This is a genomic window from Onishia niordana (assembly GCF_004798965.1).
Taxonomy (GTDB): domain Bacteria; phylum Pseudomonadota; class Gammaproteobacteria; order Pseudomonadales; family Halomonadaceae; genus Onishia; species Onishia niordana.
The window spans coordinates 650,168-668,354 of record NZ_SDSD01000001.1 but is presented as its reverse complement, the minus strand read 5'-3'; the positions used below and the strand labels follow the sequence as shown (position 1 = coordinate 668,354).

The following is an 18,187-nucleotide window of genomic DNA, read 5'->3' as shown; positions in this document are numbered from 1 at the left end:
ATCCGCTCCCGTGCTCGTCACTGGTGCGTTGTGGCGTCGAAATGCACAGGGCTGTAGCACTCATCGAGGGTGGCACGATCCAGGCGACGGCCGCTGGCACGCATCTGCTGATCCATCTGCTCGGCGAACAGGGCGGCGGTTTCGACGTCCGGGCGCAGCATGTCGGGCCCGTAGAGCTGCTGGTTGATCGGTGCCTCGTCCAGCGGCAGGTAGTCGAGATGGCTGATCGAGCGATCCAGATAGGGCGGCAGGGCCAGCCAGTCGTAGGCCCGACGGCGGTGTGTGGGATCCGCCGAGAGCCAGTGACTGGCTTCACGCAGGGCACGGATCAGCCGTGCCAGGGTGGCCGGATAGCGGTGGGCCCAGGAGCGGGTCACGCCGAGCACCTTCTCGGGCGGCGTGGGCCATAGCTGGGCGCCGGTGGCGACGATTCGCCCGGCCTCTCGCGACTCGGCCAGCGACCCCCAGGGCTCGCCCACGCAGAAGCCATCGATGCGGCCGGCCTCGAGCGCTTCTACCATCTGCGGCGGCGGCAAGACGCTGAGGTCCACGTCCCGGTCCGGGTCGAGGCCACCAAGGCTCAGCCAATGGCGCAGCTCGTAGTGTTGGCAGGAGTGCGGATAGACCATGGCCAGGCTCAGGCGGTGGCCCGGGTGCTTGCCGAGATAGCCGGCGAGCGAGCGCGCACTGAGGGCCGGGTTCTCGTGATAGCCGGCGCCGCTGATGCTTGAGAGCTCATGGGACAGGGCGATGGTATTGCCGTGTCGACCCAGGACGATCGGTGCCAGGGTGTCGCAGGGCGCGCGCCCGAGCCCGAGGCTCATGGCCAGTGGCAGCGGGGCCAGCATCTGGGCGCCGTCCAGCAGGCCGGCGGCGACCCGGTCGCGCAGCGTCGACCAGGCATTCTGGCGCGACAGCGTGACATCGAGACCCTGCTCGGCGAAGAAGCCCTGCTCTCGGGCGACGACCAGCAGGGCACAGTCGATCAGGGGCACGAAGCCGAGCGTCAGTCGGTCGAGTTCGGCATCTTTCAATGCAGTCATGGGCCCTTCTCCAGGGGTTCGAGAATGTCGATGACGCTCTTGGCGACCTCGAAGATACGCTGGCTACGATCCATGGCGATCTTGCGCAGCATGCAGTAGGCCTCCTCTTCTCCACAGTTCTGGTGCTGCATCAAGAGGCCCTTGGCGCGTTCGATGCGCTTGCGCTCGGCAAGCTTGTTACGCGTCTTGTCGAGTTCGCTGCGCATCGATTGGAAGGCATCGAAGCGGGCGATGGCGACGTCGATGATGGCGCGGACACGGCCGGGTACCAGGCCATCGACCACATAGGCGCTGACCCCGGACTTGAGTGCCGCCTGCATGGTGTCGGAGTCATGCTGGTCGGCGAAGAACACCACCGGGCGCGGGTTCTCCCGGTTGAGCAGCGCCATGCTGTCGAGTGTGTCGCGGTCGGGGGACTCCATGTCGATGATCACCACGTCGGGCTCGTGGCGGGCGACCATCTCGTTGAGGCTGGTGGGGGTCTGCAGCCGGCAGATCACCCGGTGGCCCTCGTTGGTGAGGGCCTCCTCGACCATGGCGGCGCGCACGACCTCGTCGTCGACCAGCAGGATATTCAGCGGTGGGGGCATGGTGGTGGCTCGCGATCTTCGATGGACGTAATGCGGATGCTGCGACTTACGCAAGAAATATACCGTCAAGCAAGAAATGTACCGTCTTGTCGCATGCCGGCGGCCGTTGCTCTCTCGTGGGGCCGCTGCCGGACGCTCGACGCCGCTTGCGCCCCAAGCGCCGCCGCGCGCATCACGAGGCCCTCAGAGGGGCCGTCGGCGAGTCTTGTTGGTGCGCTTTCGCCGTCCGTTGCATCCCGATGGTGCGTCCGGGGGCGCAGCAGCGGGGCGAGCCGACGGCTGCGGGTTGGGCCCTCTATGTCGCTCATGTCCCCGTCGAGATGTGCAGGGGGCGGGGGCTGGCGCCATCAGCGAGTGGTCCCGACGGCGGGTGGTCTGCATGAGCTGGCACGCGGCTTGCTTGATCCTAAGCATTAGGCGCCAACGGCGGCGCCTTCACCAGACAACGGCGTCCGGCTCCCTGTCCTTGCGGCAGAGGAGCCGGGCGCCTTTTTGTTGGGCGGCCCGTCGGGCGAGTGCGTGCTACCAGAGGCGGCATGCTCGCCGGGCCACCGAGAGAGGGGGAGCCTGATGCACCAGGTGCGAACGACCTGCCCATACTGTGGCGTCGGCTGCGGCGTCGTGGCCGATGTCGAAGATGCGACCTTGACCACCGTGAGTGGCGATCAGGACCATCCGGCCAACTACGGGCGGCTGTGTGTCAAGGGCTCGGCACTGCACGAGACCCTGGGCGAAGGGGGACGACTGACGCGGCCGCGGGTCGATGGCGTCGAGGTCGACTGGACGACGGCGCTGGATACCGTGGCGCAGCGCCTCGCCGACACCCGTCGCGAGCATGGCAGCCACGCCCTGGCGGCCTATCTGTCCGGGCAGTTGCTCACCGAGGACTATTACGTCGCCAACAAGCTGTTCAAGGGGTTCCTCGGCACCCCGCACCTGGATACCAACTCGCGGCTATGCATGGCCTCGGCGGTGGCCGGCTACAAGCGCGCCTTCGGTGCCGACGCCGTGCCCTGCAGCTATGAAGACCTGGAGGAAGCCGAGCTGGTGGTACTGGTGGGCTCGAACCTGGCCTGGAATCATCCGGTGCTCTATCAGCGGCTGCGTACCGCCAAGACGCGCAATCCGCTGATGCGCGTGGTGGTGATCGACCCAAGGGTCACCGACAGCTGCGAGGTCGCCGATCTCTACCTCGGCCTGGCGCCGGGCAGCGATGCTCGCCTCTTCAACGGCCTGCTGGCCTTCATGGCCGAGCGCAAGCGGCTCGACCGGGTCTATCTCGCGGGCCATGTCGATGGCGTCGACGAGGCGCTGGCCGCCGCCGCTGAGGACGACTGTTCGCTGGAGGCGATCGCCGCCGACTGCGATCTCGATCCCGAGGCGCTGCAGACCTTCTACTACTGGTTCGCCAGTCAGCTGCACGTGGTCACTCTCTATTCCCAGGGCATCAACCAGTCGAGCAGCGGCACCGACAAGTGCAACGCGATCATCAACTGCCACCTGGCCGGGGGCAAGCTGGGCCTGCCGGGTGCCGGTCCCTTCTCGATCACCGGCCAGCCCAACGCCATGGGCGGGCGCGAGGTAGGGGGGCTCGCCAATCAGCTGGCCGCCCACATGGACTACGACACGCCGGGTGCCCTCGATCGCGTCAGGCGGTTCTGGTCCACCGAGACCCTGACGCCGACGCTGCCCGAGGCCCCTGGCCACAAGGCCTTCGCCCTCTTCGAGGCCATCGAGCGGGGCGAGGTGCAGGCGCTGTGGGTGATGGCCACCAACCCGGCGGTCAGCCTGCCGGAGGCCAACCGGATCCGGGCGGCGCTGGCCAAGTGCCCGCTGGTCATCGTCTCGGAGTGCATGGCCAACACCGACCTGCTCGCCTACGCCGACATCGTGTTGCCGGCGTCCTCCTGGGCCGAGAAGGATGGCACCGTCACCAACTCCGAGCGGCGCATCTCGCGTCAGCGCGGCATGCTGGCGCCCCCAGGCGAGGCCCGTCATGACTGGTGGATCATCGGCCAGGTCGCGGCGAGGCTTGGTTATGGCGAGGCCTTCGCCTATCGCCACCCCGGCGAGATCTTCGACGAGCACGCCAGGCTCTCCGGCTTCGAGAATGGCCGCGATGCAAAGGCGGGGTTTCGTCTCTTCGACATCTCGGGGCTAGCCGGCCTGGACCGCGAGGGCTATGACGCCCTGGCGCCGATTCAGTGGCCGGTCAACGCCGCGGCGCCTCGCGGCACCGCCCGGCTGTTCGAGGATGGCCGCTTCGCCACCCCGAGCGGACGTGCCCGGCTGTTGCCGGTACGGCCGCGGGGCCCGCGCCAGGCGCTCAGCGAGGCGCGCCCGCTGCGCCTAAATACCGGGCGGGTGCGTGACCAGTGGCACACCATGAGCCGCACGGGGCGCGCGCCGCGGCTGATGAACCATCGCGCCGAGCCCTTCATCAAGGTGCATCCCGATGATGCGCTGGCGGCGGGGGTCGGGGACGCCCAGCTGGCGCGCCTCAAGGGAGCCAATGGCGATTACCTGGGACGGGTGCGCGTCGCCAAGGGCCAGCGGCCGGGAGAGGTGTTCGTGCCGATGCACTGGACCGACCGCTTCAGCAAGCGGGCCCGCATGGGTGGGCTTCTCGAGGCCCATCTCGATCCGCTGTCCGGTCAGCCGGAATCCAAGCACGGCGCCGTGGCACTGACGCCGCTGGCCCCCGCCTGGGAGGCCACCCTGCTGGTCGCCGACGACCTGGCGACGACGTCTGCCTGGTGTGAGGCCGCTCGCTACTGGGCACGGATTCCGCTGGACCACGCCGAGCGCTGGCAGCTGGCCGGGGGGAAAGCGGGCGAGGCGCCGGGCGATTGGCTTTCGCGTCTTCGCGACTGGTTGCCGGTGGCGCCGACCCTCTGGTGTGACGATCCTGCCAGGGGACGCCTGCGGGCCGCCGGCGTGGCCGATGGCCGCCTGTGCTGGTGGCTGATGGTCGGGCCGCCGGCGGAACTGCCGGGGCTTGGCTGGCTGGATGCCTGCTTCGCCGCGGCGGCCAAGGGGCTTCCCCTGGAGGAGACGGCGCGGCGGCGGCTGCTGGCCGGTTGCGATGCCGGCGAGGCCGACAGCGGCCCGCTAGTCTGCAGCTGTCATCAGGTCGGCCAGCAGGCGATTGTCACGGCGATTCATGGCGGCGATACCAGCGTCGAGGCGCTGGGGGCCCGACTTGCCTGCGGCACCCAGTGCGGTAGCTGCATCCCCGAACTCAAATCCCTGATCGAAGAGGAGGCCTGCCATGCGCGCGCCGACCAGAAGCTGGAAAAGCAAACCGTCTGAGGCGCTGAGCCTGCTCGCCCGCCTCGGTCTGGACCTGTCACGCCGGCTGTGGGGCGGCCTCGCCGACGTCGGCGCATTCGGTTCGCCGTCCTCGGTAGTCACCGGTCGATGTCGCGCCGGCAGGGTGTATCTGGTCGGCGCGGGCAGCGGCGATGTTGAACTCTTGACCCTCAAGGCGGCCCGCCTGTTGCAGGCGGCCGATGCGGTGGTCTACGACCGCCTGGTCGGCGACGAGATCCTGGCCCTGATTCCCGCCGGACGCGAGCGCTACTACGTCGGCAAGGCGCGGGGGCAACACAGCGTGCCCCAGGCCGAGATTGGCGCCCTGCTGGTGCGCCTGGCGCAGGAAGGCAAGTCGGTGGTGCGCCTGAAGGGCGGTGATCCCGGGGTGTTCGGGCGCATGGGCGAGGAACTCGCCGCGCTCGGCGCGGCCAGGGTTTCCGCCGAGATCGTGCCCGGCATCACCGCCGCCTCGGCGGCCTGTGCGTCCATGGGTATCCCGCTCACCGATCGTGGCCATGCCCAGCAGCTGCGCTTTATCACCGCCCAGCTGTGTCGCGAGGGCGGGGAACCCGACTGGGCCTCACTTGCTCGCCGTGACGAGACCCTGGTGTTCTACATGGGCCTATCGAAGGTCGAGGCGATCTGTGCCGGGCTGCGCGGCGCCGGGCTACCCGACGACTGGCCAATCATGCTGGTCGCCAACGCCAGCCTGGCCGAGCAGGCGGCGCTGACCGGCACCCTGGCCGATATGGCGGGCAAGCTCACCGCCGAGCCGCTGCCGTCGCCGTGCCTGATCGTGGTGGGCAGCGTGGTCGGCATGGTCGAGCATTCCCCGGCGGCCATGGCATCGATGCCGGCACAAGGGGCCCTGACCTGAGCCACATCGTTCACTCGGCGTCAGGTTATCCACTAGCTGCTCGCCATGAAACTCAGTCGCTCGCCAGCGAGAATGCCAGCCCTCATGGCCAGCATTTATGGGCCGATGTTGAGCATCGGCCTCGGGGGGAGTAAAGCCAGTTATCAGCCGAGTTGGTCGAGCACGGTATCGGCGCTGCTCTGGTCCACGCCCTTGGCGTCGACACCGAGGTATTCGACCACACCATCATTGGCAATCAGCGCGAAGCGCTTGCTACGGGTGCCCATGCCGCCGGCACTGACATCCATGTCCAGGCCCAGGGCCTTGGCGAACTCGGCATTGCCGTCGGCCAGCATGGTGATCTGCTGGGCGTTCTGATCCTTCTGCCAGGCATCCATCACGAAGGCATCGTTGACCGCCATGCAGGCGAGGGTATCCACCCCCTTGGCGAGGATGTCGTCGGCCTTGATCACAAAGCCGGGCATGTGAGTGTTGGAGCAGCCCGGCGTGAAGGCGCCTGGCACGGCGAACAGCACGACCTTCTTGCCGGCAAAGAGTTCGCCCAGGTTGATGTCTTCCGGGCCATCGGCGCCGTTGGTCTTGATGGTGAGGTCGGGAATCTTGTCGCCTACGGAAATACTCATGTGGCGCTTCCTTTCTTGAGAAATAGCACGGCAGGCAGAAGGCCAAGCCATGACCTTCTACTCTAGCAAGGTGCCCCAGAGCGTGAAACCGGCCAGATGTTGCTGACCCAGGCCAAGAGTCGCCGCGAACGGTTTTGATGGCGGCTTATCCCTGCCCTCGCTACGGTTAAGAAGCATGCGAGCCCTATGCTCAGTTTGCTTGCTGCGCGTTTTTGCCACGAGGCACTCAAATGACCCAGTATCCCCTGTTGAGCGGCATCCTGTTGCTACTGGTCGCCAGCCAACCGGCGTGTGCGGATACTCATTGCGAGCCGATTGCCCTGTCCGGTGGGGAGTCGTCGCTCAGCATCGATGGCGAGGTCACGCTTGAAGATGTGCGTTGTTATAGCCTCACGGCAGGATTGGATAAACGGGTTTCTATTGAAGTTCTCAGTGGCCACAACCTCGTCTTCTCTATCCAGGGGCAGGACGAGGTGTCGGATAGCACCTACGAGGTGCCTCGTCGACAGACTTTCACCATCGTGGTCGGTCAGCTGATCGCCGACTTCGACGCCCAGCCCTATCGCCTGACGATCCGCCTTCAACCTTGATTTACCATTTCCCGTCGCGACGATGCTTTACGAGGGCCGCGACATCGCCGGGTCCGGTACGACAGCAGCCGCCGATCACTGCGGCGCCGGCGGACGACATCGTGAGAAACTAGCGGCGTTGGCGCCCGCCTAGCGGTAACCCTCGGCCTGCAGCCTAAACAGCTGCGCGTAGCGGCCATCGATGGCCAGCAACTGCTCATGATCGCCGCGCTCGATGATCCGGCCGCGGTCGATGACCAGGATCTGGTCGGCGGCGCGTACGGTCGAGAAGCGGTGCGAGATCAGGATGGTCATCTTGTCGCGACGGTGTTCGCGGAAGCGGGCATAGACCCTCGCTTCGGCGGCGGCGTCCATGGCTGCCGTGGGTTCGTCTAGCACCAGGATGTCGGCGTCCTCACGCATGTAGGCCCGTGACAGGGCCACCTTCTGCCACTGACCGCCGGAAAGCTCCTGGCCACCCTTGAACCAGCGCCCCAGCTGGGTTGAATAGCCTTCCGGCAGCTGGGCGATGAAATCATCGGCAAGCCCATGCTCGGCGGCATAGCGCCAGCGGTCTTCGTCGGAGAAGGCATCGACGTTGCCGACACCAAGGTTCTCGCCCACCTGCAACTGATAGCGCACGAAATCCTGGAAGATCACCCCGATGCGTCGGCGCAGTGCCTGCACCTCCCAGGCCTCGAGTGGGCTACCATCGAGCAGGATACGGCCCTCACTTGGCGGATAGAGGCGGGTCAGCAACTTGATCAGGGTGGTCTTGCCCGAGCCGTTCTCGCCGACCAGCGCCAGGCTCTGGCCCGGACGTAGGTGCAGCGTGATGTCGGCAAGCACCGGTGTCTCGGCGCCGGGGTAGGTGAAGCCGACCCGCTCGAAGCGGATGCCGTCGCCCGGGACCTCGCCCTGCGTCAGGCTACCCGTTTCGCTTTCGATCGGTTGTTCCAGGTATTCATAGAGATTCGAGAGGTAGAGGTTGTCCTCGTACATGCCGCTGACCGCCGTGAGGCTCGCCGAGAGGGCCGCCTGCCCCTGCTTGAAGACCATCAGGTACATGGTCATCTGGCCAAGCGTCAGCCGCCCGACCACGGTATCGAGCACCACCCAGGCATAGGCGCCGTAGAAGGTCAGGGTGCCCAGCAGGCCGAGCACGAAGCCCCAGCCATCGCGGCGCAGGGTCAGCCGCCGATCTTCGGCGTAGAGGGTGTTGAAGATATCCCGGTAGCGCTTGAGGAATAGTGGCTCGAGGCCGAACAGCTTGACTTCCTTGATGCTGTCTTCACGGGCCAGCACCGTCTCCAGATACATCTGCATGCGGGTCTGCGGTGAGCGCCAGCGAAACAGCCGAAAGGCATCGCCGGAGAACTTGGCCTCGGAGAGAAATACCGGCAGGGCACCGACCACCAAGATGGCAATTGCCCAGGGCGAGAACTGCACCAGCAGCACCGCGAAGCTCGCCAGTGAGATGCCGTTCTGCAGCAGCCCGAAGGTCTTGTTGACCAGCGCCAACGGCCGGGTGGACGCCTCGCGACGGGCGCGCGTCAGCTTGTCGTAGAATTCCGAGTCCTCGAACTGGGCAAGCGACAGGTTGCCGGCCTTTTCGAGGATCATCACATTGACCTTCTGGCCGAGCAGCGCCCGCAACAGCGATTGCTGAGCCGATAACCCGCGCCGGGCCAGATCGATCAGGGCGATGATCAACCCCTCTAGAGCCACGTACTTGAGCACGGGAAGGGCAATATCGACTAGCGACGGGTCAGTGGCCGCCTGGTAGCGGTCCATGGCGGCCACCACTGAGTCGACGATCAGCTGGCCGACATAGGCCGCCACCGCCGGCAGCACGCCGGCCACCAGCGTGCAGAGCATGAGCCCGAGTGTCAGGCCCCTGGATGTCTCCCATACCAGTGCCAAAGCGCGGCGGCTATAGCGAAATATGCCGATGAAGCTTGAGAAGCGGGCGGGTGTGGGGGCAGGCGGTGGTGACAAGATGAGCATCCTTGGCGGTCATCGCCCGAGTGTATCAGGCGGCAACGGCCGGGGCTGGCGACGTTTCGGTGCCATCTATTGCTGACTGGCTTGCTTACGGGGTGATCGAGACGTGGCAATCGCCTTCTGTCCGAGCTCGGGGACGCCGTCCCTGTCGGTGACAAGGACGGCAGACAGATAGCGTGGCCGCTTAGTCGTCGTTGAGGGTGGCATCCAAGGTAAGCAGCGCCGCTTGCCAGGAAGCGGCGTCGGCGGCGGCATTGTAGGCCAGCGGGAGGTCGTGCTGGGCGGCGAACGCATCGGCCTCGGTATTCGTGAAGCCATGCTGGGCCCGTGGGTAGTTGGTCACCTCGACGTCGGCGCCCTGAGCCTTGAGGGCGCTGGCCATCGTCACCAAGTCGTCGTGGGCGACGAAACCGTCCTCGGCGCCGTTATGGATGCGCACGCTGCCCTCGAAGGCCTGGGGCATGTTCACCGCCACCGTCGGCACCCCATGAAAGCTGATGGCGGCCTCGAGCGGCATGCCGGATAGCGCCATGTTCATCACCACGCTGCCGCCGAAGCAGTAGCCGATCGCCGCCATGCCGCCATCGGCCACCGCCGGGTGGGCGTCAAGCTTGGTCATCGCGGCCTCGAGCCTGGCCCGTGCCGCAGGCCAGTCCTGCATCACCCGGCTGGAATATTCCTTAGCCTCGGCGGGATGTCCGGCCTGCTTGCCATCGCCGTACATGTCCACCGCTAGGGCAACGAAGCCCAGCGCTGCCAGTTGATTGGCCCGGGCGCGGGCATAACGATCCAGCCCCCACCATTCGTGCACCACAAGGACCGCGGGTTGCGGACCGTCGATGTTGGCATTGCGGGCCAGATACCCTGAATAGGTGTTGCCGCCGGTGGTGTACTCGAAGACCTCGCCGACCACGCGTGGCCCTGACTGGATATCGATCGTCTCGTTGGTCGCCGAGGGCTCCGTCTGTGCCTGGACGCTGCCCGCTCCCGCCAGTAGGGCTGTGGCCAGGCATACCAGGGTGAAGAGTTGTCGCATCAGGGATCTCCTTGCCTGTGATTGTTGTCGTACGCGGCATCGATCGCCTTCGCTCATCCATGCTTCCTTAATATAGCCAGTAGGGCGCTTGGGCGGAACCCGTACGGCGACACCAAGGGCACGCGCTGGGCCATCAACGCCGCAGAGGGGCGCCCTCGAGCATGACGAGGACCGCATCCTCTGAGGGCCGGTCATGTCTGGCCGCATCAAACCAATGGTGAGATGCGCCTGGGTTCCTCATCGAGCAGCGCGGCCAGCCGGATGAGGCCTTCGTCGAGTTGAGCGCGCTCGGCAGGCGGTGTCACACAGATGCGAACCGCCTGCGGTGCCGGTTGGCTGCCCACGCAGAAGGGATCGGCGCCAATCACGGTCACCCCGCGCTCGGCGGCGCGAGCCACGACATCCACCGCGCGCCAGGGCTCCGGCAGCGTCAACCAGGCATGAAAGCCGCACGGATGGGCGCTGATCTGGTGGCCGTTGAGGCGCTCGGCAAGCAGTCGCTGGCGCGCGGCTACCTCCTGCCATTGCCAATCGATCAGCGTCTTGGCATCGGCGCTTGCCAGCCATTCGATAGCGGCGCTGGCCATTAGCTCAGGGACGGCCCAGTACTGAGCGCGCAGCGAAGCGGTAAGGCGGGCCATGAGGTTGGCAGGCGCGCGTAGAGCGCCAAGGCGCAGGCCACCGGCGAGCAGTTTGGAGACACTGAAGATATACAGCGAGCGCTCCGGTGCCAGCCGATAGAAGGGCGTGCCGCGCCTCTCGGCGGTCACGAACTGTACGCCTTCTTCCAGCAACAGCAGGTCGTGACGTCTGGCGACCTCGACAATCGCCTCCCGCCGCGTCTGTCCCATATGGATACCCGTGGGATTGTTGTGCTCGGGCATCAGATAGAGCAGGCGAATCTTCTGCTGCAGGCAGAGGCGCTCCAGCGCCTCGGGCATGATGCCCTCGGCATCCATCGGCACCGCCACGTGCTTGAGACCCAGCTGCCGGCTAGCGGCGATCATGCCAGGGTAGGTCAGGGCCGCCGAGGCGACTGCCTCGCCGGGCTGCACCAGGGCCTGCAGGGCCAAGTAGTCGGCATGCTGACCGCCACTGGTCAGGATCAGCTCATCGGCGGGCATGGGCATCCCTTGGCCCGTCAGCCAGCCTGCCAGGGCTTCCCGACTCGCCTGGCTGCCCTGCTCCGGGTGGTAAGCCAGGGCAGCATCAATGGCACCAGGGCGATGGGTCAGGCCGTCCAGCACCCGGGAAAGCTGCTGCGCCCGCATGGGATGAGGGATCGGCACGCTCAATGATAGATCGACACTGCCAACGGCGGCGTGGGACAGATGATGAAAAGCGGGAGCATCCGACGCCAGGCTGCGCACCCGAGTCCCGCTGCCGACCTTGGCTTCGACCAGGCCACGGCGCTCGGCCTCGCGATAGGCGCGGGTGATGGTGCCAACGGTCACCTTGAGGGCATCGGCCAGCAGGCGTTGCGGTGGCAAGCGCTCGCCGGGGGCGAGGGTGCCAGCGGCGATGTCGGTGGCCAGACGGTCGACCAGCGCCTGATAGCGCGGGGTCGCGGCGTTGTCGAGATCGGGTAGCCAGTGACAGCGGGCGCGAGCCTTGGTCTGAATATCCATGCAGCGATGCTTCCTCGAGAAGACGACATGGTGAATGGGGTGGGCCACTGAGGACGATGACCAGTGAACAGGGCCGTGTTTTCGACCGACAGCCTCCTCAATCAGCGAATGTCGGGGTGACAAAGCATTGCTTGATTGGAGCGTGTGGCGGCGCATACTCAATTGTGTACGCAATTGGTGCCAATGTCAGGCAGTTTTGTCTAATTGTACCCCTACAATTACGTCGGCCTGCAGATCATTCCCCCTCTTCAGGAGTCCAAGATGTCCCTCCCGCTGCCCGAGTTGCTTGCCCTGATTGGGCCAATGATGCTCTTTTCGATCAGCATGTCGGCCACGCCTGGTCCCAACAACATGATGCTGACGGCGTCCGGGGCCAACTACGGGTTTCTGCGTACCCTGCCGCATATGCTCGGCATCTCGATTGGGGTGATGGTGCTGATGGCAGCCGTGGCGCTGGGACTGGGCGCCCTGTTCGAACAATGGCCGCCGCTGCAGCAGGGGCTCAAGGTGGCGGGTAGTGTTTATCTCTTGTGGCTAGCCTACAAGATCGCGACGTCACCCCCGCCGGATCAGCGTGGCCCCGCTGAAGACGCGCGCCCACTGACCTTCTGGCAGGCGGCTGCCTTCCAGTTCGCGAATCCCAAGGCCTGGGTGATGGCGATATCGGGGATCGCCTCCTTTACGCTATCTGGCGATGCCTTCCTGGCCTCGGCAGTGGCAGTGATTCTGGTGATGGGGATGACCAACCTGCCCTCGATTGCCCTTTGGGCGGGCTTTGGTGTGGCGGTAGGCAGGCTGATGAAGACGCGTCGCCACTGGCGGGTCTTCAACGCCGTGATGGGGTTATTGACCGCCGCCTGCGTGCTGATGATCCTGAGCTGATACAGGCGACTCGTTGAGTGATCGATGCAGCCGCAAGATGTGTGGCAACCCGCTAGCTCTCGATGGGTGGGGTGGGACGCACCAGGATCTCGTTGACGTCGACATTGGGTGGCTGATTGATGGCGTAAATCACCGCGTTGGCGATGTCCTTGTCTTCCAGAGCGTGGGCGGGGGGCTCATCGAAGAAGGGCGTATCGACCATGCCGGGCTCGATCAGGGTCACCCGGATGCCGCTGCCACGCAGTTCTTCACGCAGATTATAGCCGATACCGGTGACGGCCCACTTGGTCGCGCTATACATGGAGCCGGGAATGGTGGCGCGCCCGGCCGCGGACCCGGTCAGCAGCACATGACCGCGGGTTTTCGTTAGCGCCGGTAGGCAGGCCTGCAGGGTCAGGCCGACACCGTAGACGTTGGTCAGTATCATGTCTTTCCAGGCTTCGTGGTCGGCAGCCTGGAAGCCGCCCGGTGAGCCGCCGCGGCCGGCATTGGCGAAGACTATGTCGATGCGTCCGAAGCGCTCCATGGCTTCCTCGACCATGGCCTGCTGATCCTCCATCGAGGTCACGTCACAGCTCACGGCCAGCACATTCTCTGGTCCAAGCTCCTGAGCCAGCGCCTCGAGTTTGTCGCGTGAGCGGGCTGCAAGCACCAGGCGGAACCCATCCCTTGAAGCAGCCCGGGCAGTGGACGCGCCGATGCCACTGGAAGCGCCGGTAATCATCAGAACACGATCATTCATGCGTATTCCCTCTAATCAAGCCACGGATACCTCAGCATGAGCGAAGTTGGGTCAAGCGCGCAATGGTTTTGCAGCGCATAGAAACGCCACTGCCGCCCAGAAAGGCGGCAGTGGCGTTGGCTTGAAGGGGCTTGGCAGAGGGACGCTATTAGCGCAGAGACATCGCTGCCGAAGGCTCGGCACCGGCGGCCTCTCGATAGGCGGCATTTTCCTCGGCCTCGACCTCGGGGGAAAAACGCACCACCAGGGCGCATAGCGAGGCGATGATCACTGCGATGCCCAGGTAGAACAGGCCTTCTTGATAGGTTAGCGCTTCGGAGCGGAACAGGAAGCCGGCCGCTACGGCCCCGGCATTGCCGCCCGCGCCGACGATGCCGGCCACCGCGCCCAGCGCCTTCTTGTTGATGAAGGGCACGACGCCGAAGGTGGCGCCTTCGGCCATCTGCACGAAGAGGCTGAACACCAGCATGATGCCGATGGCCAGTGCCAGTACCTGCATCTGCGAGAAGAACAGCAGCGCGACACCCTCACAGAGCATGGCAATGAACAGCCAGCGAACCCGCCCCTTGAGCCCTGAGTTACGGGCGAAAAGATCGGAGAAGATGCCGCCCAGGGTGCGCGCGAAGAGGTTCATCAGCCCAAACAGGCCGGCGATCAGGCCGGCGGAGGCCAGGGTCAGCTCGAAGTTGTCGAAGTAGTAGATGGCGGCGATATTGTTGATGGTCAACTCGACGCCGAAGCAAGCGGCATAGACCACGAACAGGGCCCAGACGCGGATGTCCTTGGCGGCGGTGGCGAAGCTCGCCCCCATGCCATGCTCACCGTCTGCCTCGGGCAGTTCGCCGCGGGCGCGCAGGTCACTGAAGTTGCCGTTGGGCGCGTCCTGGGTGAAGAAGTAGTAGGCGATACCGGTGAGGAACAGCACGATGCCCGGGACCACCATGGCCAGGCGCCAGCCGAGGGCCTCGTTGACGCCGAGCATCAGGATGCCGGAGAAGATCAGTGGCATCAGGATCTGCGTGGTGCCGCCGCCCAGGTTGCCCCAACCGGCCGAGGTGGCGTTGGCGGTGCCCACCACGTTGGGGGCGAACATCACCGAGGTGTGGTACTGAGTGATCACGAAGGAAGCGCCGATGGCGCCGATGGCCAGGCGGGCCAGGAAGAAGGACTCGAAGCTGTCGGCGAAGCCGATGCACATCACCGGCAGTGAGCCCAGGCACAAGAGCCAGGTATAGGCGCGGCGTGGGCCGATCTTGTCACACAGCACGCCGATGGCCAGGCGCACAATCACGGTGATGGCCACCGAGGCGATGATGGTGTTGCCGATCTGGGTCTTGGTCAGGCCCAGGTCGTCACGCACCACCGCCATCAGGGGGGCGATACCGAACCAGCCGAAGAAGCAGATGTGGAAGGCGAACCAGGAAAAATGGAAGGCTCGCATCTGCGGCGTCTTCCAGTTAAACAGGCGAATCTTGTTGGCTTTGTTGCGGATTTCCATAGGGAGTACCTCGCCGAATGACGTTCGAACACACGATCTAGGGCCTTCGCCGTTGAAGGTTGAGTCCGACGCACTCGTACCCCTATGGAGTCTGGTCTACGCCTGATACTGACTGCTCAATAATATGCAATAAAACTGCCTGATTTAGTTTTTATCTATTTTATCAAGTATTTGTGTTCTTATGGGGGCGCTAAGCGTCTTTGTGATGAGCCTCTATGGTGCGTTCTGCACCGACAGGTGGCAGGGATGCGCGGAAAATATCGATAAGACAGTGCCTGCTCAAGGTGCCTGAGGGATGGGGCCTGAGTGGGGCTGTAAAGTGCTGCGGCGAGCGAGGTGGCAGAAAGGCGTGGGTCAGGTGTCGAATGCTGGCGGGTGGGGCGATGCACCGCTTGGTGCGGATGAGAGGTGCAGACGAGAAAAGCCCCGCCCGCAGTGTTACTGCGTACGGGGCTTTTTCTCGCTATTAGCTAAAACTTGCGATCTAGCCAGGCCCTAAGCGGCGAGGCTTAGCTGTCGTCGGAGCCCCGGGTAGCGTCTGTCTGGGCGACGGTAGTGGTGGTGCTGTTATCGCTTTCCAAGCGGGCTAGAAGCGGTTCAGTCTCACTTTGGAAGGCGGCCAGGGCATTGCCGGAAAGGCTTTGATTTTCCGGTAGATCAACACGCATGGCGTCTACCCGGTTGCCATTGACGATCACTTCATAATGCAAGTGGGCGCCAGTGCTGCGACCGGTGTTGCCGGAGAGTGCGATGCGCTCGCCCATCTCGATCTGGTCGCCTTCGCTCACCAGTCGCTTGGACAGGTGCAAGTAACGGGTCTTGTAGCCGTTGTTATGGCGTACCACCAGGTAATTGCCTGCCAGTCGATGATAGGCGGATTTAACCACGCGACCATCGGCAGGCGAGCGAACCGCTGAGCCCGTGGGCATGGCAAAGTCAGTGCCGTAGTGGGGACTGATACGCCCGGTGATCGGATGCTTGCGGCGCAGGTTAAACGATGAGCTTTTCCGGTAGTGACCCTTGAAGGGGTAACGGTTGAAGGCCGGATCGAGGCTATGACCGTCTGGGGTGTAGAAACGGTTATTGGCACTGTTGCGCAGCACCGTCATATCCATGCGCGCTCCCTCGTAACGTACCGCGAGAATCCGCGAGTCGAGACTCTTGCCATCAATGATGTCGGACTCGACCAGTACCTGGAAGTTGTCGCCGCGCCGCGTGTCGCGGCGGAAGTCGAGTTTTTTGGCCAACAGGTTAGTCAGCTCGGCGACTTCGCCTGAGTTGAGGCCGGTGGCCTGAGCCGAGCGTCCGAAGCTACCGCTGACGGTGCCGGAGAACAGGCGCTGAGTCGCCTCGCCAGCCTTCTCGATGTCGGCGATCTCGAAGGCCTGCTGGCTGGTATCGTCGCGCTCGATCAGATAGCCGCTGCGCGCATTTTTCATGATGCGCAGGGCCAGAAGCTCGTTGTTCTTATCAACCTGATAGTCGAAATTCTGACCCACGCGCCAGCGGGTAAGGACATTCTTGTCAGGCAGGGCGTCAAGCAGCTGCATGACTTCGCTATAGCCTAGCCCGAACGTGCGCTCGGCAAGCACGGCGAAGGTGTCGCCTGGCTGAACGGTATAGGTTTCCCACTGAGGCACGAAGTTCTGGTGAGCGACGATCTCGCCCTCAAGCGACGGATCATCATCGACAAGCCACAAGGGATCGGCGGAGAAATCATCATACGAGGTGCCGTCTTCAGTGCTCTGATCGACATTGATGTCTGCCAGATGGCTGGCCAGCTGCAAGACATCAGGGTCAAGTGTTGGCGGCTCACCAGCGACGAGGCCCGCGGTGTCGTCAACGGAGTCGACGCCGACATCACCAATAGCGTCACTGGCGGTTCGCTCACTGATTCGGCGAGCACGCTCATTTGACGTGTCACTTGCTGCAGCGGCATGCGCCTGGGACAGGAAGTCGATGTTGACTATTTCCTGAGCCTTCAGGCTGCCAAGAGGGATATAGCCTTGGCTATCGCTGCGTGGCGATGAGTGTTCACGCTTAGGAGTTGTCGACGTCGTCTGGACAACTTCGGAGGTGTCCGAGCTACCGATGGGCAGGTCGACCACGGTGTATTCGGTATTATCGGTCCCGTCTTCCGAGGCCGACACGCTAGAGTAAAGCTGCTGCGCGCCCAGCACGGTGACCATCGTGGCGATGGGTAACAAAAGAAACTTGTGCGTGCGCGGTAGCGAATGAAGGATTCGCAACATAGTCGGTAAAGGCCAGTAAGGATCAAATGGATATAAAAAGGCATGAGAACCTTACCCCATGACGTATGACCTGCCTAGTCTGTACATGTGTACAGTGAGTGTAAGCTCACCATCTTTCGCCCAGGGCCTGGGAAGTGTCGTCACAAACCGAGAGAAAAGCCAGAAAATTACCCTTGATTTGCTTGTAAGACCTCAATATTCACTGGCATTCCTCTGGCTGGCATCGTGCGCGAGATCAAACAGTCAGTGAACCGTCACGGTAATCGCGCAGTGCCTGTTGAAGTTCTGCCTCTGTGTTCATCACGAAAGGACCGTAGTGGGCGATCGGCTCACGATGCGGCGTACCGGCCAGCAGTAGGGCCTGAGCCCTGCCCTGGCTGAACAACGAAAACTGGTCGCCCTCTGTCAGGCGCACCAGTTCCCCGGCGGCCACGTGCTCGCCGGCAATCTCCAGTGCGCCGTCGAAGACATAGGCCAGCAGGGTAGGGGCGCTGCTCATGAGAGCAAAAGAAGCGCCTTTATCAAGGCTCAGGTGCGCCACTGCTCCCTTGCCAGCCAGTGCATCCAGTGGACCATCGATGGCATCACCGCTACTCGCCTGCCAATGTCCACCCAGCGCCGTCAGGCGTGCGCCTGCTTGCGTGAGTTGTGGCATCTCGTCGGCTTTCACGTCGCGATAGGTCGCCGGGCTCATTTTATCGCGGGCCGCCAGGCTCAACCACAGTTGGAAAGCATGTAGGCCATGGTGATCGGTAAGCGGCATTTCTGAGTGGATGATGCCGCGTCCGGTATGCATCCACTGCGCATCACCCGCCTCTATGGTACTTGAGTGCCCGAGATGATCTTCATGGGTCAGGCCGCCATTGATCACGTACGTCAGGGTCTGAATGCCGCGGTGTGGGTGAGGCGGAAAGCCGCCGATATAGTCGTCGGGGCGATCCGATCCCAGCTCGTCGAGCATCAGGAAGGGATCGAGGCCACCGCCGAAATCATGCAGGCGCTTGATTTTGACGCCGTCGCCATCCTGGCTTGGCTGCGCGGCCAGGCGACGTTCGATGTGGCGTTCGTTGTGATGTGTGTCGAGGGGTGCACGCATGAGTCATCCTCCGCCTGGGGTCTGGTATCCAT

General features: G+C 64.1%; 15 protein-coding genes. 4 read left to right on the top strand and 11 right to left on the bottom strand.

Translation table 11 applies throughout. The features are described from left to right. Positions 1-17: 17 nt before the first annotated feature. Together ETC27_RS02890 and ETC27_RS02885 are read right to left on the bottom strand one after the other, a co-directional pair. Positions 18-1,043, bottom strand: coding sequence for a CmpA/NrtA family ABC transporter substrate-binding protein (locus ETC27_RS02890; RefSeq protein WP_136253455.1), 1,026 nt, complete (start codon positions 1,041-1,043; stop codon positions 18-20). After that, on the bottom strand, positions 1,040-1,633 hold the full coding sequence (locus tag ETC27_RS02885; RefSeq protein WP_136253454.1) for an ANTAR domain-containing response regulator: 594 nt from the start codon (positions 1,631-1,633) through the stop codon (positions 1,040-1,042). The genes ETC27_RS02890 and ETC27_RS02885 overlap by 4 nt, the downstream gene beginning before the upstream one ends. A gap of 570 nt (positions 1,634-2,203) precedes the next feature. Here ETC27_RS02885 and ETC27_RS02880 point away from each other — a divergent pair. Continuing rightward, a complete protein-coding gene (locus ETC27_RS02880; RefSeq protein WP_136253453.1) occupies positions 2,204-4,945 on the top strand; it encodes a nitrate reductase in 2,742 nt (913 codons plus the stop codon). Beyond that, entirely contained in the window at positions 4,905-5,825 is a 921-nt protein-coding gene (cobA, locus tag ETC27_RS02875; protein ID WP_136253452.1) for a uroporphyrinogen-III C-methyltransferase, read from the top strand. Before ETC27_RS02880 ends, cobA begins: the two co-directional genes overlap by 41 nt. A 143-nt stretch (positions 5,826-5,968) precedes the next feature. On the opposite strand, the gene ETC27_RS02870 is transcribed toward cobA, so the two are convergent. Further along, the gene (locus ETC27_RS02870) at positions 5,969-6,448 is read right to left on the bottom strand and encodes a peroxiredoxin (protein WP_136253451.1); all 480 of its coding nucleotides are present in this window, start codon (positions 6,446-6,448) and stop codon (positions 5,969-5,971) included. 230 nt (positions 6,449-6,678) lie between these two features. Here ETC27_RS02870 and ETC27_RS02865 point away from each other — a divergent pair, with 230 nt between their 5' ends. Then, entirely contained in the window at positions 6,679-7,038 is a 360-nt protein-coding gene (locus ETC27_RS02865) for a hypothetical protein (protein ID WP_136253450.1), read from the top strand. 1 nt (position 7,039) lies between these two features. Here the strand turns inward: ETC27_RS02865 and ETC27_RS17745 are convergent, their stop codons facing one another. The 4 genes from ETC27_RS17745 to ETC27_RS02845 form a co-directional block, all read right to left on the bottom strand. Beyond that, entirely contained in the window at positions 7,040-7,138 is a 99-nt protein-coding gene (locus ETC27_RS17745; RefSeq protein WP_136253449.1) for a homocysteine S-methyltransferase family protein, read from the bottom strand. Between the two features lie 29 nt (positions 7,139-7,167). Then, positions 7,168-9,024: an ABC transporter ATP-binding protein gene (locus ETC27_RS02855; RefSeq protein WP_136253448.1), complete on the bottom strand. Its 1,857-nt coding sequence runs from the start codon at positions 9,022-9,024 to the stop codon at positions 7,168-7,170. 181 nt (positions 9,025-9,205) lie between these two features. Beyond that, the gene (locus tag ETC27_RS02850; protein ID WP_136253447.1) at positions 9,206-10,057 is read right to left on the bottom strand and encodes a dienelactone hydrolase family protein; all 852 of its coding nucleotides are present in this window, start codon (positions 10,055-10,057) and stop codon (positions 9,206-9,208) included. A 206-nt stretch (positions 10,058-10,263) separates the two neighbouring features. Beyond that, complete coding sequence (locus ETC27_RS02845; RefSeq protein ID WP_136253446.1) at positions 10,264-11,685, bottom strand: aminotransferase-like domain-containing protein; 1,422 nt, start codon at positions 11,683-11,685, stop codon at positions 10,264-10,266. Positions 11,686-11,946: 261 nt separating this feature from the next. Between ETC27_RS02845 and ETC27_RS02840 the strand changes: the two genes are divergently transcribed. Continuing rightward, positions 11,947-12,567 carry a LysE family translocator gene (locus ETC27_RS02840; protein WP_136253445.1) on the top strand — a complete coding sequence of 207 codons (621 nt, stop codon included), beginning with the start codon at positions 11,947-11,949 and terminating at the stop codon, positions 12,565-12,567. 52 nt (positions 12,568-12,619) lie between these two features. Here the strand turns inward: ETC27_RS02840 and ETC27_RS02835 are convergent, their stop codons facing one another. The 4 genes from ETC27_RS02835 to ETC27_RS02820 all read right to left on the bottom strand — a co-directional run bounded on the left by ETC27_RS02835 (position 12,620) and on the right by ETC27_RS02820 (position 18,155). Then, a complete protein-coding gene (locus ETC27_RS02835) occupies positions 12,620-13,309 on the bottom strand; it encodes an SDR family oxidoreductase (protein WP_136253444.1) in 690 nt (229 codons plus the stop codon). 148 nt (positions 13,310-13,457) lie between these two features. Beyond that, positions 13,458-14,807, bottom strand: coding sequence for an MFS transporter (locus ETC27_RS02830; protein ID WP_136253443.1), 1,350 nt, complete (start codon positions 14,805-14,807; stop codon positions 13,458-13,460). Between the two features lie 509 nt (positions 14,808-15,316). Then, complete coding sequence (locus ETC27_RS02825) at positions 15,317-17,059, bottom strand: peptidoglycan DD-metalloendopeptidase family protein (protein ID WP_136253442.1); 1,743 nt, start codon at positions 17,057-17,059, stop codon at positions 15,317-15,319. A 235-nt stretch (positions 17,060-17,294) separates the two neighbouring features. Beyond that, a complete protein-coding gene (locus tag ETC27_RS02820) occupies positions 17,295-18,155 on the bottom strand; it encodes a pirin family protein (RefSeq protein ID WP_136253441.1) in 861 nt (286 codons plus the stop codon). Positions 18,156-18,187: the final 32 nt, after the last annotated feature.

Excerpts from the sequence above, each read along its gene's own strand:
- ETC27_RS02890 (WP_136253455.1), bottom strand. The coding sequence starts at position 1,043 with ATGACTGCATTGAAAGATGCCGAACTCGACCGACTGACGCTCGGCTTC.
- ETC27_RS02835 (WP_136253444.1), bottom strand. The coding sequence starts at position 13,309 with ATGAATGATCGTGTTCTGATGATTACCGGCGCTTCCAGTGGCATCGGC.
- ETC27_RS02850 (WP_136253447.1), bottom strand. The coding sequence starts at position 10,057 with ATGCGACAACTCTTCACCCTGGTATGCCTGGCCACAGCCCTACTGGCG.
- ETC27_RS02820 (WP_136253441.1), bottom strand. The coding sequence starts at position 18,155 with ATGCGTGCACCCCTCGACACACATCACAACGAACGCCACATCGAACGT.
- cobA (WP_136253452.1), top strand. The coding sequence starts at position 4,905 with ATGCGCGCGCCGACCAGAAGCTGGAAAAGCAAACCGTCTGAGGCGCTG.
- ETC27_RS02885 (WP_136253454.1), bottom strand. The coding sequence starts at position 1,633 with ATGCCCCCACCGCTGAATATCCTGCTGGTCGACGACGAGGTCGTGCGC.
- ETC27_RS17745 (WP_136253449.1), bottom strand. The coding sequence starts at position 7,138 with ATGTCGTCCGCCGGCGCCGCAGTGATCGGCGGCTGCTGTCGTACCGGA.
- ETC27_RS02865 (WP_136253450.1), top strand. The coding sequence starts at position 6,679 with ATGACCCAGTATCCCCTGTTGAGCGGCATCCTGTTGCTACTGGTCGCC.
- ETC27_RS02845 (WP_136253446.1), bottom strand. The coding sequence starts at position 11,685 with ATGGATATTCAGACCAAGGCTCGCGCCCGCTGTCACTGGCTACCCGAT.
- ETC27_RS02880 (WP_136253453.1), top strand. The coding sequence starts at position 2,204 with ATGCACCAGGTGCGAACGACCTGCCCATACTGTGGCGTCGGCTGCGGC.
- ETC27_RS02825 (WP_136253442.1), bottom strand. The coding sequence starts at position 17,059 with ATGTTGCGAATCCTTCATTCGCTACCGCGCACGCACAAGTTTCTTTTG.
- ETC27_RS02855 (WP_136253448.1), bottom strand. The coding sequence starts at position 9,024 with ATGCTCATCTTGTCACCACCGCCTGCCCCCACACCCGCCCGCTTCTCA.
- ETC27_RS02840 (WP_136253445.1), top strand. The coding sequence starts at position 11,947 with ATGTCCCTCCCGCTGCCCGAGTTGCTTGCCCTGATTGGGCCAATGATG.
- ETC27_RS02830 (WP_136253443.1), bottom strand. The coding sequence starts at position 14,807 with ATGGAAATCCGCAACAAAGCCAACAAGATTCGCCTGTTTAACTGGAAG.
- ETC27_RS02870 (WP_136253451.1), bottom strand. The coding sequence starts at position 6,448 with ATGAGTATTTCCGTAGGCGACAAGATTCCCGACCTCACCATCAAGACC.